Genomic DNA, 16,192 nt, shown 5'->3' on the forward strand with positions numbered 1-16,192 from the left:
CCCCATCCGCACTCACCTCGCAACGGAGCCACCCTCATGCACGACGACCGCAGCCTGGTCGAAGCCCGTCTGAAGCGCGTCCTCGACGAGCGCATCCGGCCGGCCGTATACCCGGAATCCGTTCCGCTGGACGTCGCCGTCTGGAACGCACCGGGTGAGCCCGTCCCCGTCGCCGAGGGGCTGGCCGGTGCGACCGAGCCGATCGCTGTCGGCGACCGCTGGGGCGCTCCGTGGGGCACCTGCTGGTTCCGGGTGTCCGGTACGGTCCCCGAGGCATGGGCGGGCCGGACCGTCGAGGCGCTCCTCGACCTCGGCTTCGACGAGAACATGCCGGGCTTCCAGTGCGAGGGCCTCGTCTACCGCCCGGACGGCACCCCGGTGAAGGGCCTCAACCCGCGCAACCAGTGGGTGCGCGTCGGGGCCCCCGCCGCCGGTGGCGAGGAGGTGCTGCTGCACATCGAGGCGGCCTCCAACCCGGTCATCCTCGACTACCACCCCTTCCTGCCGACCACCCTCGGCGACAAGGACACCGCGGGCGGCGAACCGCAGTACACCCTCGCCCGGATGGACCTCGCCGTCTTCGACGAGCACGTCTGGAACCTCGTCCAGGACCTGGAGGTGCTGGGTGAACTGATGCAGGAGCTGCCCGTCGACGGCGCCCGGCGCTGGGACATCCTGCGCGCCATCGGCCGGGCCCTGGACGCGGTCGACCTCCAGGACGTCAACGGCACCGCGGCCGCCGCCCGCGCGCAGCTCGCCGGTGTCCTCGCGACGCCCGCCCAGCCGTCCGCGCACCGCATCAGTGCCGTCGGCCACGCGCACATCGACTCCGCCTGGCTGTGGCCGCTGCGCGAGACGGTCCGCAAGGTCGCCCGTACGACGTCCAACATGACCGCGCTCCTGGAGGACGAGCCGGACTTCGTCTTCGCGATGTCGCAGGCCCAGCAGTTCGCCTGGATCAAGGAGCACCGCCCGGAGGTCTACGCCAAGGTCAAGAAGGCCGTGGCGGACGGGCGGTTCGTGCCGTCCGGCGGCATGTGGGTCGAGTCCGACACGAACATGCCGGGTTCCGAGGCGATGGCCCGCCAGTTCGTGCACGGCAAGCGCTTCTTCCTCGACGAGTTCGGCATCGAGAACGACGAGGCGTGGCTGCCCGACACCTTCGGGTTCGCGGCCGGTCTGCCGCAGATCATCAAGGCCGCGGGCTCCAAGTGGCTCCTCACCCAGAAGATCTCGTGGAGCCAGACCAACAAGTTCCCGCACCACACCTTCCAGTGGGAGGGCATCGACGGCACCCGGATCTTCACGCACTTCCCGCCCGTCGACACCTACAACTGCTCGATGAAGGGCAGCGAGATCGCCCACGCGGCGAAGAACTTCAAGGACAAGGGAGTCGCGCAGCACTCCCTCGCCCCGACCGGCTGGGGCGACGGCGGTGGCGGCACCACCCGCGAGATGATCGCCAAGGCCGCCCGGATGCGCAGCCTGGAGGGCTCGGCGACGGTCACGTGGGAGACGCCCACCGACTTCTTCACCAAGGCGGAGGCGGAATACCCGAACGCACCGGTGTGGGTCGGCGAGCTCTATCTGGAGCTGCACCGCGCCACCCTCACCAGCCAGGCGAAGACGAAGCAGGGCAACCGCCGCAGCGAGCACCTGCTGCGGGAGGCCGAGCTGTGGGCCGCCACCGCCACGGTGCGGACCGGATCCGCCTACCCGTACGAGCAGTTGGACCGGGTCTGGAAGACGGTGCTGCTGCACCAGTTCCACGACATCCTGCCCGGGTCGTCGATCGCCTGGGTGCACCGTGAGGCGGAGAAGACGTACGCGGCTGTCGCCGAGGAGCTGAACGGCATCATCGACGCCGCCCAGCGCGCCCTGGCCGGTGACTCCGCGACGGGCGAGGTCCTCGTCTTCAACTCCGCGCCGCACGCGCGCGGCGGCGTCGCCGCCGGCGCGGCGGCCGCCGTCCGGGCCGGCAGCGGCCAGGCGCCCGCCCCGCGCGAGGGCGGCGGATACGTGCTGGACAACGGTCTGCTCCGGGTGGAGATCGACGCCCGCGGACTGGTCGTCTCGGCGTACGACATCGGCGCCGAGCGCGAGACGGTGGCGCCGGGCCAGGCCGCGAACCTGCTGCAGATCCACCCCGACTTCCCGAACATGTGGGACGCGTGGGACGTCGACGAGTTCTACCGCAACACCGTCACCGACCTGACGGACCTCGACGAGCTCACCCCCGTCGAGGACGGCGGCGCCGCCGCTGTACGGATCGTGCGCGGCTTCGGCGACTCGAAGGTCACCCAGCTGCTGACCCTCACGCCGGGCGCCAAGCGGCTCGACATCGACACCGAGGTCGACTGGCACGAGACGGAGAAGTTCCTCAAGGCGGCGTTCCCCCTGGACGTCCACGCCGAGCGGTACGCCTCCGAGACGCAGTTCGGGCACTTCTACCGGGCCACCCACACCAACACCAGCTGGGAGGCGGCCAAGTTCGAGGCCTGCAACCACCGCTTCGTCCACCTGGAGGAGCCGGGCTGGGGCGTGGCACTCGTCAACGACTCGACGTACGGCCACGACGTGACCCGTACGGTCCGCGACTCCGACGCCGGTACGACCACCACCGTGCGGGTCTCGCTGCTGCGCGCCCCCCGCTTCCCCGACCCGGAGACCGACCAGGGCGTGCACCGCTTCCGGCACGCGCTCGTCCCCGGAGCGGCGATCGGCGACGCGGTCCGCGAGGGCTTCCGTATCAACCTGCCGGAGCGCCGGGTCACCGGCGACCGGGCGGTTGCCCCGCTGGCGGCCGTCGACAACGACGCGGTCGTCGTGAGCGCGGTCAAGCTGGCGGACGACGCGAGCGGCGACGTCGTCGTGCGCCTCTACGAGTCGACGGGTGGCCGCGCCAAGCTCCGGCTCGCGACCGGCTTCGAGGCCGGCGGCGTCACGGTGTGCGACTTGCTGGAGCGCCCGCTGGCCGACGTGGCGGTGCCCGAACTCCGCGACGGCGGTGTGGAGTTGGCGCTGCGGCCCTTCGAGCTGGTCACGCTGCGGTTCACGCGCGGCTGACCGGTACGCCCCTCCCCCCGGTCCCGGACCGGGGGGAGGGCTGGACGCCGGCCCCGAGGAGCCGTAGCACGGAGCGACGAATATCTATAGCCGCAAGCACAGAATTCTGTGCAATGTCCGGTGAAGGTTTATGACGCGCCGGGCGGAGTGAAATTACTTGCCGCGCCCGCTCGCATTCATTGTGCTACTGTAGATCTCAGTTGCAGTTGTGGTTCCCAAAGACTCCAAGTGCTCTCCTCGGCTAAATGGGCCGGTGGGTGCGCTTTTGTATTTTCCGGTTCATTATCCGGATGGGGTAATCATCGCGGCGACGCGGGATTGGCACAGTGCCAGTCCCCGGGCTCTGCCCCAGAAGGAGATAAAACATGGCTACTGGCACCGTCAAGTGGTTCAACGCGGAAAAGGGCTTCGGCTTCATCGAGCAGGATGGTGGCGGCGCTGACGTCTTCGCCCACTACTCGAACATCGCCGCCAGCGGCTTCCGTGAGCTGCAGGAGGGCCAGAAGGTGAACTTCGACGTCACGCAGGGCCAGAAGGGCCCGCAGGCGGAGAACATCACCCCCGCGTGAATCTGATGACACCGGCGCTCACGCGCTGAGTGCGCATCCACAGCTGGGGCCCGCACCTTGGGTGCGGGCCCCAGCTCGTTGCTTTTCCCGGGTCCGCCCCCGTGCACGCCGTGCCGGTTCCACCGCCACGAGCCGCCGGGGAAGCACACAGGACCCACGCTCTTCACCGTGCGGCGGACGATCCGCCATGGCTCCCGGACCACCGGTCCGCCGGAGCCCCGTGACGAGACCCGCAGGCCCGTGTCCCGGGCCGGCTCGTCCGTCATTGCGAAGCGCCGGACCCGGCTCTGCCGGGCCCGTATCGGCTCAAGACCGGCCGCCGGGCTTCGTTCACGTATGCCAACGGCCCGTTCTTGCGATTCTTGTGCCGCTCGTCGCCGCAATGAATTCCTCGATACGCGCCATATCGAGGAAAGGTTCTGTATGAACCGCGATCGCACAGCTCGCTCCAATGACCGTTTTTCCCGTACCACCCGCGGCGGTGGAGCCACCGGTTCCGGCGGCTCCCGTTCGGGTGGCGGCGGCTTCCGCTCGCAGGCCCCGAGCCGCCAGGGCGGCGGCCAGGGACGCTTCGGCGCCCCGGCCCAGCGCTCCGGTGGTGGCTACGGCCGCCGCCCCGCCGCCAAGCAGGGCGAGTTCGCCCTGCCGAAGACCATCACCCCGGGACTGCCCGCAGTAGAGGCCTTCGCCGACCTCGACATGCCGGCGCCGCTGCTGTCGGCGCTCGCGACCGAGGGCGTCACCGTGCCCTTCCCGATCCAGGCGGCCACGCTGCCGAACTCGCTCGCCGGCCGTGACGTGCTCGGCCGCGGCCGCACCGGTTCGGGCAAGACGCTCGCCTTCGGTCTGGCCCTGCTGGCCCGTATCGAGGGACGGCGCGCCGAGTCCCGACGCCCGCTGGCCCTGGTCCTCGTCCCCACCCGGGAACTGGCCCAGCAGGTCACCGACGCGCTCACCCCGTACGCCCGCTCGCTCAAGCTGCGGTTGGCCACCGTCGTCGGCGGCATGTCGATCGGCCGGCAGGCCGCCGCGCTGCGCGGCGGCTCCGAGGTCGTCGTCGCCACGCCCGGCCGGCTCAAGGACCTGATCGAGCGCGGCGACTGCATCCTGGACCGGGTCTCCATCACCGTCCTGGACGAGGCCGACCAGATGGCCGACATGGGCTTCATGCCGCAGGTCACCGAGCTGCTCGACCAGGTGCAGTCGGAGGGCCAGCGGATGCTGTTCTCGGCCACCCTGGACCGTAACGTCGACCTGCTGGTCCGCCGCTACCTGCACGACCCGGTCGTCCACTCGGTCGACCCGGCCGCCGGTGCGGTGACGACGATGGAGCACCACGTGCTCTACGTCCGCGGCGCCGACAAGTACGCCACCACGACGGAGATCGCCGCCCGCGACGGCCGGGTGATCATGTTCCTCGACACCAAGCACGCCGTGGACAAGCTCACCGACCACCTGCTCAGCAGCGGGGTACGGGCGGCGGCGCTGCACGGCGGGAAGTCCCAGCCGCAGCGCACCCGGACCCTGACGCGGTTCAAGACCGGACACGTCACGGTGCTGGTCGCCACGAACGTCGCGGCCCGCGGCATCCACGTCGACAACCTCGACCTGGTCGTCAACGTCGACCCGCCGAGCGACCACAAGGACTACCTGCACCGTGGCGGCCGCACCGCCCGCGCCGGTGAGTCCGGCAGCGTCGTCACGCTGGTGCTGCCCAACCAGCGCCGTGAGATGACCCGCCTGATGTCCGACGCCGGGATCACCCCGCAGATCGCCGAGGTCCGCTCCGGCGAGGCCGAGCTGAACCGGATCACCGGTGCGCAGGCTCCCTCGGGCATCCCCGTCACCATCACCTCGCCGCCCTCCGAGCGTCCCAAGGGCGGCTCCTCCTCACGCGGCCGGCGCAGCCGGCCGTCCCAGGCGCGCCGCTCGTCGGCGTCCTCGTCGGCGGCGTCCTCCTCCCAGTCGCGGAGTGGCGGCGCACCGCGCCGTTCCTCCGGCGACCGCGCCGCCTGAGAGGCTGCCACCCGCGTTCCCTGCCCGGTTTCCGCTCCCCGACCCCGTTGAGGCACTATGCGCTGCGTCATCGCCCGCTTCCCGTTCGACCTGTTCAAGCACGAGGTCGAGGAATCGATGAAGGGCATCAAGCCCGAACCCGTCACCGGGGAATCGGTGATCATCAGCCGTCGTGTGTACCCCGTCAAGCAGGTGGGCGAGGTCATCACCCGGCAGGACCGCCGCGACTTCTCGGCCGGTGAGGTGACCAGGGCGCTCTCGCGCCTCGGCTTCACCACCAGGTCCGTCCCGGCCCCCGCCGCACCCGCGGTGCTCAGCCCCCTGGAAGCGGCTTCGGCCGCACTGGGGACTCCCGGCCAGGACGCCTGAGCCGGCACCGTCACACACCGAGGCCCGGTCTCCCCGAGAGGGAGGCCGGGCCTCGGCGCGTGCGGTGTCAGGCCCAGAGCGCCTCGGCGAGCGTGACTCCGGCGAACGCCGCGCCGAGACCCGCGACCACGCTCGCCACCGCATTGGCCGCCGCGTAGAACCGTGCCCCGCCCCCGGCCAGCCGCAGCGTCTCGTAACTGAACGTCGAGTACGTGGTCAGCGCCCCGCAGAGACCCGTCCCGAGCAGCAGCTGCACGTGCGAGGACGCGGCGCCGGCCGCCGTCGCGCCGGTCAGCAGGCCCAGCACCAGACAGCCGCTGACGTTCACCGTGAAGGTCCCCCAGGGGAAGACGGTGTCGTGCCTGGCCTGCACCGCCCGGTCGGTGAGATACCGCAGCGGGGCACCGACCGCCGCGCCGACGATCACCAGCAGCCAGTTCACGGGCGCTCCCCGGAATCCCGCCCCGGGAGGACGATCTCGCAGGCGTCCAGCGTGACCCGGCCGTCGCCTGTCAGTTCGGCGATCAGCGGCAGGAACGCGCGGATCCTCGCCTCCGTGTCCACGATCACGACCGCGACCGGCAGGTCCTCGCTGAGCGACAGCAGCCGCTGGGTGTGGATCATCGAGGAGGCGCCGAAGCCCTCGACCCCCCGGAACACACTGGCGCCCGCCAGACCCGCCGCGTGCGCCCGGTGCACGATCTCCGTGCAGACCGGGCGGTGGTGCCAGGTGTCGGACTCGCCGACCAGGACGGTCAGCCGCAGGCCCGGTGCCGTGCTCGGTGTCGTCATGCCTGCCTCCACGCCAGTGCGCGGCGCGTCAGCCACACCGCGCTCCCCACCGCCGCGAGTGCCGCGAGCAGTGTCAGACCCAGATAGACCAGACCGGTACGGACCCGGCCGCCGTCGACGAGACGCTCGATGTCCACGGCGTACGTGGAGAAGGTGGTGAACCCGCCCAGTACCCCGGTGCCGAAGAACGGCCGCACCAGACGGTGGACCGACCACGCCTCGGTGATCACCACCATGAACACGCCGATCACAGCGCAGCCGACGACGTTCACCACGAGGGTCGTCCACGGGAACGTGCCCGTCGCGGTGGGCCACAGGAGCGCGGCCCCGTAGCGGGCGGACGCGCCCACCGCGCCGCCGAGCGCGACCACCGCGACGACTGCGGTCTGCGGGTTGCGGAACTTCGTGGGCACACGTCTCCTACCTGCCGGGGCACCCGCCGGACGCGGCTGCGCACGTACGCAAGCAGGGACCGTTGACGGCACTCCGGCCGCGGTTCGGGTACGGCGGGCCCCACCGCCGTGCGGTGACCGTCGCCGGTCTCCGCTCTCCTCAGAATATCGCCCCTCACCTGCGGGGCGTGTTGACCTAGGGTTGCCGGGTGTATGCGAACGGGGAGTTGCGGACAGCAGCAGGGGACATCCAGCGGGGCCGCATCCCCCGCCAGCGGGACGGGGAGCGGGGGGACCGGAAGCCGGAAGCCGGGAAGTCATGGTGGCGGCGGCACAGTGTGCCGGTCGTCGCCGTGGCCGTCGTGATCCCGCTCTATGCCGTGTGGGCCGCCGTTCTGGCCACCGGCGGCGGTGACCTCGCCGCGCAGCTCGCCTGGTCGGGGTTCACCGCCCGCCACCCGGGCGCGGCCTACAACCTCTCCTGGTACGGAGGGACGCACACGGCCAACTACAGCGTCTTCTCCTCGTACTTGATGGCCTTCTTCGGTGTCCGGGCGGTGTCCGTGGCCGCCGGGATCGCGGGCACCTGGCTCATGGCCCTCCTCTTCGTACGCAGGGGTGTGCCGCATGCCCTCCTTCCCGCGGTTCTCGCCGCGCTCGCCCTGTGGTGCAACGTCGCGTCAGGGCGTACGACCTTCGCGCTCGGTGTCGCCGTCGGTCTCGTCGCCTGCCTCTACGTCCACCGCTCGGTGACGGCCGTGGTGGCCGGGGCGCTGGCGACGATGGCCAGTCCGGTCGCGGGGCTGTTCCTGGTGGTGGCGGGGGCCGCCTACCTCCTGGACCGGCAGTGGCGAAAGGGCGCGGTGCTGATGGTGCCGTTCTTCGCCGTCGTGGGCGCCACCACGGTGCTCTTCCCGTTCCAGGGCGAACAGCCCATGGCCGCCAACAGGCTGTGGATGCCGGTCGTCGTCTGTGCCGTTCTCGCGGTCGCGGCACCAGTGGGGCGGGAATGGCGGCTGCTGCGGTACGGCGCCATGGTGTACGCCGCCGGCGTGCTCCTCACCTTCCTCGTCGCGTCCCCGATCGGTACGAACGTGGAACGGCTGCTCGGTCTCGTCGCCGTGCCCGTACTGGTCATGGTGATCCTCGCCCTCGTCCGGGAGAAGGCGTGGGCGCGGACGGCCATGATGGCGGTGGCGCTCGTGCTGTCCGCGAACTGGCTGGTCGACAAGACCGTGGACGATCTCCGGGTGTCCACCGAGGTGCCGCCCTGGGCGTCCCGTACCGAGGGTGTGGTCGGTGAACTCCGACGGCTCGACGCCGGGCTCGGCCGCGTGGAGGTCGTCCCGGCCCGAAATCACCGCGAGGCGACGGTACTTGCCCCGCACGTGAACATGGCGCGTGGCTGGAACCGCCAGCTCGACGTCGAACGCGGTCGGCTCTTCTACGACGGGTCGCTGACCCCCGCCGCCTACCGGGCCTGGCTGGACCGGTGGGCCGTGGGCTACGTGGTGCTGCACCACGGACAGCCCGACGGCCCCGCCGAGGCCGAGGCGGCGCTGGTCAGGTCCGGTCAGCCCTGGCTGAAGCGGGTGTGGCGGGACGAGGGCTGGACGATCTACCGGGTGCGGGACGCGAGGCCGCTGGTGGAGGCCCCCGCCGAGGTCGCGGGCGGCAACGATGCCGAGCTGGTGGTGCGGATGCCCGAGGCGGGATCGGTGACCATCCGCGTCGCCCATTCACCGTGGCTGCGGGTGCGCGGCGTGGACGGGGCCACCGGGGGCTGCCTGCGGCAGGACGGTGAGTGGACGAGGCTGACCGTGCCGAAGGGCGGGACGTACCGCCTGGACTCGGCGTACCGGCTGCCGCGCGGCGGGGGCTGCTGAGGAGGAGTGCCAAAGCTGAGGCACGGCGGGGGCGCTGAGGAGGAGTGCCGGTTGTGGCGCGGCGGGGGCTGCTGAAGAGGAGTCCCGGCCCTTGGGGCAGCGGCTGTCCGCCCTGTGCGGCGCGCGGGCCGGACCAGCGGTTTCACCCGATCGGCCACCGTATCTGCGCGCCGGGCGGAGAGGCCGCAGGGTGGTCCCATGTGGCTCCGTCACCGACTCTGGCCGGCTGCCGCGGTCCTCCCGCTCACCCTTCTGATGCTGCGGGACGCCCCGGTGCGCCTCGTGCTGCCCCCGCCGGAAGCCCCGGTGCACCAGCGGGCGCGCGGGGTGCCGCAGCCCACCATCGTCACCAGGGCGGGCTGGCACGCGGACGAGAGCATGGTGCGGGAGCACGCGGTCTACACGGGCGCCGTGCGGGCGGTCTTCATCCATCACACGGGGGAGTCCAACACCTACGACTGCGCCGACGTGCCACGCATGCTGCGGGCGGTCGAGGAGTCCCACATCAAGGGAAACGGCTGGGACGACATCGGATACAACTTCCTCGTCGACCGGTGCGGGACGATCTACGAGGGCCGGGCCGGCGGCATCACGCGGCAGGTCCGAGGGGCGCACACCACGGGCTTCAACGCCGACAGCGTGGGCATAGCCGTGCTGGGCAACTACGGGCGCGGGGCCGAGGTGCCACAGGTCATCGTCAAGGCTCTCGCCGAGGTGGCCGCCTGGAAGCTGCGGCCCGGGTCCGACCCGCGCGGCACGGTGCGGCTGGTCTCGACGAATGACGCGAGCAGGTACGCGAAGGGCCGGGCGGCCGTGCTGCACGTGATCTCGGGCCACCGCGACGCCTACCAGACCAACTGTCCCGGAGAGGCGCTGTACGGGAAACTGCCGGCGATCCGGGCCGCGGCGGCGGCCCTGCGCCAGGCGCGGACGGGCACGGAGGATGCGGAGAGCCCTCACTGAGTTTCGTACTAGTGCATATGGCTGTTCTGCCTAGTTCGAAATGGGTTAGCATTCCGGCATGCCTGCCACGACCCCGCTTCCCGTGACCCTGACCGGCCGCCACGTCCGCGTCGAGCCGCTGTCCCAGGATCATCTCGACGACCTCTTCGCCGCCGGCGGCGGAGACGACGAGGTCTGGCGCTGGCAGGGCGGACCGACCCCGCAGACCCGGGAGGAGCTCGGCGCGAAGCTTACGGACCTGCTCGCAGCAGCGCGCCGCGGGGTCTACGTCCCGTTCGCCGTCATCCACCGCGCGAGCGGCCGGGCGGTCGGCTGGACCACGTACCTGGACGTAGACGCGGCCCACGAACGCCTGGAGATCGGATGGACGTGGTACGGCCGCGCCCACTGGCGCTCGGCCGTCAACACCGAGACGAAGCTGCTCCTGATCGGCCACGCCTTCGATGAACTGGGCATGGGGCGCGTGCAGTTGAAGACGGACCACCTCAACGTCCGCTCTCAGGAAGCCATCGCCCGGCTCGGCGCCCGGCGCGAAGGGGTGCTGCGGCGCCACCGTCGCCGCCCCGACGGGACCTGGCGCGACACGGTCTACTTCTCACTGCTCGCCGACGAATGGCCCGAGGCGAAGGCGCGCCTGGAAGCGCGTCTCTGACCCCTCGCCGATCCGTACCCGCCGGCTGACGGCGGCCGTACGGGGGGGGCAAGCCCCCGGGGCCGGGTCCACCGACCGGTGGACCCGGGGTTCCACCGGGCGGGGCTGCCGGGCGAAGGGGCCCGCGAACCAGCATGGACGCATGAGAATGCGACCCGTACGTATGGCCCGTTGGAGCGCCCGGCATCCGTGGCGCGCGATCGTCGGCTGGTTCGTCTTCGTGCTGCTCTGCCTCGCCGCGGGCATCGCCGCCGGCAACAACCCCGCCACCACCGAGGACTTCTGGGTCGGCGAGGCGGGCCGCGCCGAGTCGATGGCAACCGACGGCGGCCTCCAGCGCCGGCCCACCGAACACGTCCTGATCCGCGCCAGATCCGGCCCCCTGGACACGGAACGGGCCACCGCCGCGGCCCGCGACCTCACCGCCCGGATGGACGCCCTGCCCGAGGTGGACCGTGTGGCGCCGCCCGTCCGCTCGAAGGACGGCACGGCGCTGCGCGTGACCGTGGTCATGAACGGTGCCGAACTGGACGCCAGGAAGAACGTCGTCCCGCTCCTCGACCGGACCGCCGAGGTGGCCGCCGCCCACCCGGACCTCGTCGTGGAGGAGACCGGTTCACCCGCCATCAGCAAGGGAGTCAACGACCAGCGCGGCGAGGACCTCGCGCTGTCCGAGCGTCTCTCCCTGCCGGTGACGCTCGTCATCCTGCTGGTCGTGTTCGGCTCGGTCGTCATGGCGGGCGTGCCCCTGCTGCTGGCGCTCTCCTCCATCGCCGCGACGATGGGCCTGGCCATGCTGGCCTCGCACCTGATGCCCGACCCCGGCGTCGGGACCAACATGATCCTTCTCATGGGGCTCGCGGTCGGCGTCGACTACACGCTCTTCTACCTCAAGCGCGAACGCGAGGAGCGGGCCCGCGCGGCGGGCCGGCTCAGCCCCGAGGCGCTCGTGGAGCTCGCCGCGGCGACCGCGGGCCGGGCCGTCGTGGTCTCCGGCCTCGCCGTGATCGTCTGCACCGCCACCCTCTACCTGGCCACCGACGTCATCTTCTCCTCGCTGGCGACCGGCACCGTCCTAGTCGTCGCCGTGGCCGTCCTCAGCTCGCTCACCGTGCTGCCCGCACTGCTCGTGAAGCTCGGCCATCGCGCCGAACGCCGCGCCGTGAAGAAGGCCGCCCGGCGGGCGAGGCGCGGAGCTCCGGCCCGTACGAAGGCGGCGAAGCCCGAGAACGGCCGGATCTTCGGCGCGCTCATGCGCCCCGCGCAGCGCCACCCCGCGATCACCCTGTGCGTATCGGTCCTGGTCATGCTCGCCGTGGCGGCGCCCGCGCTGGGCCTGAAGCTCATCGACCCGGGCAAGGACACCTTCTCCCGCTCCATCCCGGCCATGCAGGTCTACGACCGGCTGACCGCCGCCTACCCCGAACTCCTGGTCAAGCACGAAGTGGTGACCCGCAGCACCCCGGAACAGGCCCCCGGGGTCAGGAAGGCGCTGACCGAACTCGGCAGGACCGCCCAGGCGGACCCGCTCTTCGCCCGCACCGGCGAGCCCGTGGTGCGCACGTCCGCCGACGGCCGGACCAGCGTGCTGGAACTGGCGGTGCCGCACCCGGCACCCTCCGACGAGGCGATCGCATCGCTCGATCACCTGCGCCACCGCTACATCCCCGTGACAGTCGCTGAGTTGACGTCCGTAGACGTGGCGGTCAGCGGTGACGTGGCTCGCGGGCAGGACTACGTGCACCACGAGCGGAGCAAACTGCCGCTGGTGATCGGATTCCTCCTGCTGCTCACCTTCCTGACGACCGCAGTGGCATTCCGCTCGGTCATCGTCGGCCTGCTCGGAGTCGTGCTGAACCTGCTCTCCGCAGCCGCCGCGCTCGGCGCACTCGTCCTGGTCTTCCAAGGCACCTGGGCCGAGGGCCTGCTGGACTTCGACTCCCTCGGTGCCATCGCGTCCAGGGTGCCGCTCTTCCTCTTCGTGCTCCTCTTCGGCCTGTCGATGGACTACCAGGTGTTCGTCGTCAGCCGGATCAAGGAGGCCATGGAGCACGGGATGACGGCCCGTGAGGCGGTACTCGACGGCATCGCACGCTCCGCCAAGGTGGTGACCAGCGCGGCCCTGGTCATGGTCACGATCTTCGCGGCGTTCGTCTTCCTGCACCTCACCGAGATGAAGCAGATGGGCTTCTGCCTGGCGGTGGCGGTCCTGCTGGACGCCGTGGTCATCCGGATGATGATCCTTCCCGCCGCCCTGCTCCTCCTCGGCGAGCGTGCCTGGCGTCCGCTGCGGCCGTCGCGCCACAGGGGCGCCGGAGCCCCTTCGTCCGCCCCCGCTGCCCCGTCCGTCCCCCACGTAGGCTGACGGGCATGCTTCAACAGCCGCAGCGCGGCGATCCCGTCTGGATCTGGGTGCTCCACGGGTGGGAGGTCTTCTCCTGGGGGCTGATCGCCCTGGTCACCCTGATCACGATGCTGGGCGGCACCCCGACGGACCGCAAACTCGGGATCCTCGCGCTGACGGCCGTGCTCGCCCTCTGCTACGTACGGGTGGGCATGCGCCCCGCTGCTCGGGTGCCGGGGGGATACGGCTACCTGTCCGTCCTCGTCGTCGTGCTGGGGCTGCTCTCGTATCTCGGTGACGGCTTCGGGGTCTTCTACGCCGTGACGCTCACACAGTTCATCGTCTTCGCGGACAGCCCCCGGGGCGCGATCCTGCTCAGCGGTCTCGGGGCCCTCGCGATCACGATCGGCGGCAGTGTGCGCGAGGGCGGGCAGGGGGACGTTTTCCTCACCAACACCATCTCCTCCGCCGGTGTCTGGGCGGTGGCCGTCGTGATGGCGCTGCTGACGCCCAGGGCGCTGGCGCAGCGCGACGAACGGGCCGCCCTGCGCGCCGAGTTGAAGAGCACCCAGCTCGAACTGGCGGAGGTCTACCAGCGCCAGGGCGCGGCGGAGGAACGCGAACGCCTCGCCCGGGAGATCCACGACACCCTCGCCCAGGGCTTCGCCTCCATCATCGTGCTCGCCGAGGCGGCCAGGTCCCAGCTGGACGTGGACGTCGACCGCAGCGCCCAGCAGCTCCAGTCCATCGAGCAGACGGCCCGGGAGAACCTCGCCGAGGCCCGGGTCCTGGTCGGCGCCGCCCCCAGCAGCGGCGTGGCGCCCGGATCGGTCGCCGTGACGCTCCGCCGCACGCTGGACCGCTTCATGGAGGACACCGGACTCGACGTGTCGGCGGACCTGTCCGACATCGAGTGCGACCAGCCGACCCGGATCGCCCTGCTGCGCTGCACCCAGGAGTCCCTGGCCAACATCCGTAAGCACGCGGTGGCGACCACGGTCGGCGTGGTGCTGGCGCACGGACCCGACACCGTCGAGCTGGAGATCACCGACGACGGCCGCGGGTTCGTCGTCGAGGACTCCCACGGCTTCGGTCTGGACGGCATGCGCAAACGGCTCGCCGAGTTCGGCGGCGGCCTCACCGTCACCAGCTCGCTCGGTGACGGCACCCGGATCCTCGCCACCATCCCGCTCGCCTTCGACGGTCAGGTGTGACATGACAGCCGGCACGACCACCGCCACCCCACCGCTCCGGATCATCCTGGCCGACGACCACACGGTGATGCGCGCCGGACTCGTCGCGCTGCTGTCCTCGGAACCCACCGTCGAGATCGTCGGCGAGGCGGGCGACGGCCGCGAGGCGGTCCGCCTCGTCGAGCGGCTCCGGCCCGATGTGGCGCTGCTGGACCTGCGGATGCCGGTCCTGGACGGGGTGGGCGCCACCCTGGAGATCGTCGCGGGCGAGGCCGCCACCCGGGTGCTGATCCTGACGACGTACGAGACCGACGCGGACATCGAGCGGGGCGTCGAGGCGGGCGCCACCGGCTATCTGCTCAAGGACGCCACCCGTGAGCAGTTGGTGGAAGCGATCCACTCGGCGTCGCGGGGCGAGACGGTCCTGGCCCCGCGGGTGGCCCAGCGCCTGGTGGCGAGGATGCGCCGGCCCGAGCCCGTCACTCTGACCCCCCGCGAGTCCGAGGTGCTCGGGGCGGTCGCGGACGGGCTGTCGAACGTGGAGATCGGCCGCCGGCTGTTCATCGGCGAGGCCACGGTGAAGACGCATCTGCTGCGGATCTTCGCCAAGCTCGACGTCAACGACCGCACGCGCGCGGTGGTGGTCGCCATGAACGCGGGTCTGCTGCACAGGAGTTAGGGCACGCCCCGGCGGGGTGTGAAGGTCCGGAACCAGGGCTGCGTCCGCTCCACGAAGGCCTCTCCGCCGTCGGATCCTGCACGTGTGAAGTTCTCCGGTTCGCCTGGCGGACCGAGGTCGTGTTCTGGTTCAATCCGACTGAGGAGACAGGGTTGTTCCTTTGAGGGGGTGTGCATGACTCCGTCGTGTGATCCCGGCTCGCCCGTGCCGACGTACACCCGTCGCCCCCCGTCTCCCGGCCGATTCGGGCTGCTTCCCGCCTTCGTTGAACATCCCGGATGCCGTGACCCCGAGCGCGAACGGGCTGCGGCGCCGATGAATCGGAACGGTCGGTGCTGCCGGGCTCGGCACACTCACGCGCGCTCCAGCGTCCGGCATCGCGAAAGACGCCTGTCCCCATGACGACCGAATGACGACCGAGCATGTCGGCTCCCTGACCGCCTGCCCACCTCGTGGCTGTCACGCGTCGGATCCGGCCTCTCCGTCATCCAGCATCCACGTCCGCCGTGACGGACCGGGCGTGGCCCGATCAGTGAGAAGAGCAAGGATGACAGTGGACCTCCCACCCGCAGACTTGGCCGCAGCCGCCCTGGCCGGCGCTTCGGCGACAGGTGACCGCAGGGGAGAGGCACAGGCTCTGTGCGACTTGGCTGCGGCACTGATGGAGGTCGGCAGGGCGAGCGAAGGCAGGTACCTGTTCCGTCGAGCCGTAGGTCTCGCCGAAGAGCTGGGCGAGCGGGAGATCGAGGACGTGGCCCTGACCTCACTCGGCTACAGCCTCGCCCAGTTCGAGGGGCTCGGGGAACGGTGGCGTGCCGTCCTGCTGGAGGGTGGCGACGAGACCGAGCACTTTCCGAGTCTGGCCGCCGCGCGTTCCGGCGAGTCCTACCGGACGGGCCGACGCCCCGATGACGCCTTCCGGATCAGCCAGTCCGCAGCCGTCGTACTCGCCTCCGGATTCGTTGCCGTGAAGTTCCTCGGGCCATTCGTGGAAGCCTTCGCCACCAAGCTGGGCGAAGGGCTGGGCGAGTCGGCGGTGGCCGCCGCCGGACGGCTGCGCCTGCTGTGGGATCACGGGGACGGTCGCAGGGATCTGGATGTGCTCACGCCCGGTTCACAGCGGACGACCTTGGTTCTCCCCGAGAACTTCGACGACGCCGCGCGGCTGGCGGCCATCGACCTGGACCTCGGCGCCGAGGGCGTGCAGGGAGCAGAGCTGCACTGGGACAACGCCACCGGAACATGGGTTCCGCGGAGCACGTGACCGAACG

At 71.1% G+C, this 16,192-nt stretch carries 14 protein-coding genes; 11 read left to right on the forward strand and 3 right to left on the reverse strand.

The window, feature by feature from the left end; all coding sequences use genetic code 11:
• The first annotated feature begins 36 nt into the window (after window positions 1–36).
• From ACIOEW_RS15630 to ACIOEW_RS15645, 4 genes are all read left to right on the forward strand, one after another.
• On the forward strand, window positions 37–3,066 hold the full coding sequence (locus ACIOEW_RS15630) for an alpha-mannosidase (RefSeq protein ID WP_401964269.1): 3,030 nt from the start codon (window positions 37–39) through the stop codon (window positions 3,064–3,066).
• Between the two features lie 365 nt (window positions 3,067–3,431).
• Window positions 3,432–3,635, forward strand: coding sequence for a cold-shock protein (locus ACIOEW_RS15635; protein WP_015609674.1), 204 nt, complete (start codon window positions 3,432–3,434; stop codon window positions 3,633–3,635).
• A 423-nt stretch (window positions 3,636–4,058) separates the two neighbouring features.
• Complete coding sequence (locus ACIOEW_RS15640; RefSeq protein WP_401964271.1) at window positions 4,059–5,651, forward strand: DEAD/DEAH box helicase; 1,593 nt, start codon at window positions 4,059–4,061, stop codon at window positions 5,649–5,651.
• Window positions 5,652–5,708: 57 nt separating this feature from the next.
• Window positions 5,709–6,020, forward strand: a complete 312-nt coding sequence (locus ACIOEW_RS15645) for an SCO5918 family protein (protein ID WP_362539592.1) — start codon at window positions 5,709–5,711, stop codon at window positions 6,018–6,020.
• A gap of 67 nt (window positions 6,021–6,087) precedes the next feature.
• Here the strand turns inward: ACIOEW_RS15645 and crcB (ACIOEW_RS15650) are convergent, their stop codons facing one another.
• From crcB (ACIOEW_RS15650) to crcB (ACIOEW_RS15660), 3 genes are read right to left on the reverse strand one after another with little or no spacing between them, the layout of a single operon-like run.
• Entirely contained in the window at window positions 6,088–6,462 is a 375-nt protein-coding gene (crcB, locus tag ACIOEW_RS15650) for a fluoride efflux transporter CrcB (protein ID WP_401964273.1), read from the reverse strand.
• Window positions 6,459–6,812, reverse strand: a complete 354-nt coding sequence (locus ACIOEW_RS15655) for a DUF190 domain-containing protein (RefSeq protein WP_362539586.1) — start codon at window positions 6,810–6,812, stop codon at window positions 6,459–6,461. Before ACIOEW_RS15655 ends, crcB (ACIOEW_RS15650) begins: the two co-directional genes overlap by 4 nt.
• Complete coding sequence (crcB, locus tag ACIOEW_RS15660) at window positions 6,809–7,225, reverse strand: fluoride efflux transporter CrcB (RefSeq protein WP_401964275.1); 417 nt, start codon at window positions 7,223–7,225, stop codon at window positions 6,809–6,811. The genes ACIOEW_RS15655 and crcB (ACIOEW_RS15660) overlap by 4 nt, the downstream gene beginning before the upstream one ends.
• A 317-nt stretch (window positions 7,226–7,542) precedes the next feature.
• On the opposite strand from crcB (ACIOEW_RS15660), the gene ACIOEW_RS15665 reads away from it, so the two are divergent.
• From ACIOEW_RS15665 to ACIOEW_RS15695, 7 genes are all read left to right on the forward strand, one after another.
• Window positions 7,543–9,090 carry a hypothetical protein gene (locus ACIOEW_RS15665; RefSeq protein ID WP_401964458.1) on the forward strand — a complete coding sequence of 516 codons (1,548 nt, stop codon included), beginning with the start codon at window positions 7,543–7,545 and terminating at the stop codon, window positions 9,088–9,090.
• Between the two features lie 198 nt (window positions 9,091–9,288).
• Window positions 9,289–10,053 carry a peptidoglycan recognition protein gene (locus tag ACIOEW_RS15670; RefSeq protein ID WP_401964276.1) on the forward strand — a complete coding sequence of 255 codons (765 nt, stop codon included), beginning with the start codon at window positions 9,289–9,291 and terminating at the stop codon, window positions 10,051–10,053.
• Window positions 10,054–10,111: 58 nt separating this feature from the next.
• Window positions 10,112–10,705: a GNAT family N-acetyltransferase gene (locus ACIOEW_RS15675; protein ID WP_401964277.1), complete on the forward strand. Its 594-nt coding sequence runs from the start codon at window positions 10,112–10,114 to the stop codon at window positions 10,703–10,705.
• A 142-nt stretch (window positions 10,706–10,847) separates the two neighbouring features.
• Window positions 10,848–13,070 carry an MMPL family transporter gene (locus ACIOEW_RS15680; RefSeq protein WP_401964278.1) on the forward strand — a complete coding sequence of 741 codons (2,223 nt, stop codon included), beginning with the start codon at window positions 10,848–10,850 and terminating at the stop codon, window positions 13,068–13,070.
• A gap of 5 nt (window positions 13,071–13,075) precedes the next feature.
• Entirely contained in the window at window positions 13,076–14,263 is a 1,188-nt protein-coding gene (locus ACIOEW_RS15685; RefSeq protein WP_401964279.1) for a sensor histidine kinase, read from the forward strand.
• Between the two features lies 1 nt (window position 14,264).
• The gene (locus ACIOEW_RS15690; protein ID WP_401964280.1) at window positions 14,265–14,921 is read left to right on the forward strand and encodes a response regulator; all 657 of its coding nucleotides are present in this window, start codon (window positions 14,265–14,267) and stop codon (window positions 14,919–14,921) included.
• 547 nt (window positions 14,922–15,468) lie between these two features.
• On the forward strand, window positions 15,469–16,185 hold the full coding sequence (locus ACIOEW_RS15695; RefSeq protein ID WP_401964281.1) for a hypothetical protein: 717 nt from the start codon (window positions 15,469–15,471) through the stop codon (window positions 16,183–16,185).
• The last annotated feature ends 7 nt before the right edge of the window (window positions 16,186–16,192 follow it).

Origin of the sequence: Streptomyces sp. NPDC087901 (genome assembly GCF_044742205.1) — a bacterium.
Taxonomy (GTDB): Bacteria; Actinomycetota; Actinomycetes; order Streptomycetales; family Streptomycetaceae; genus Streptomyces.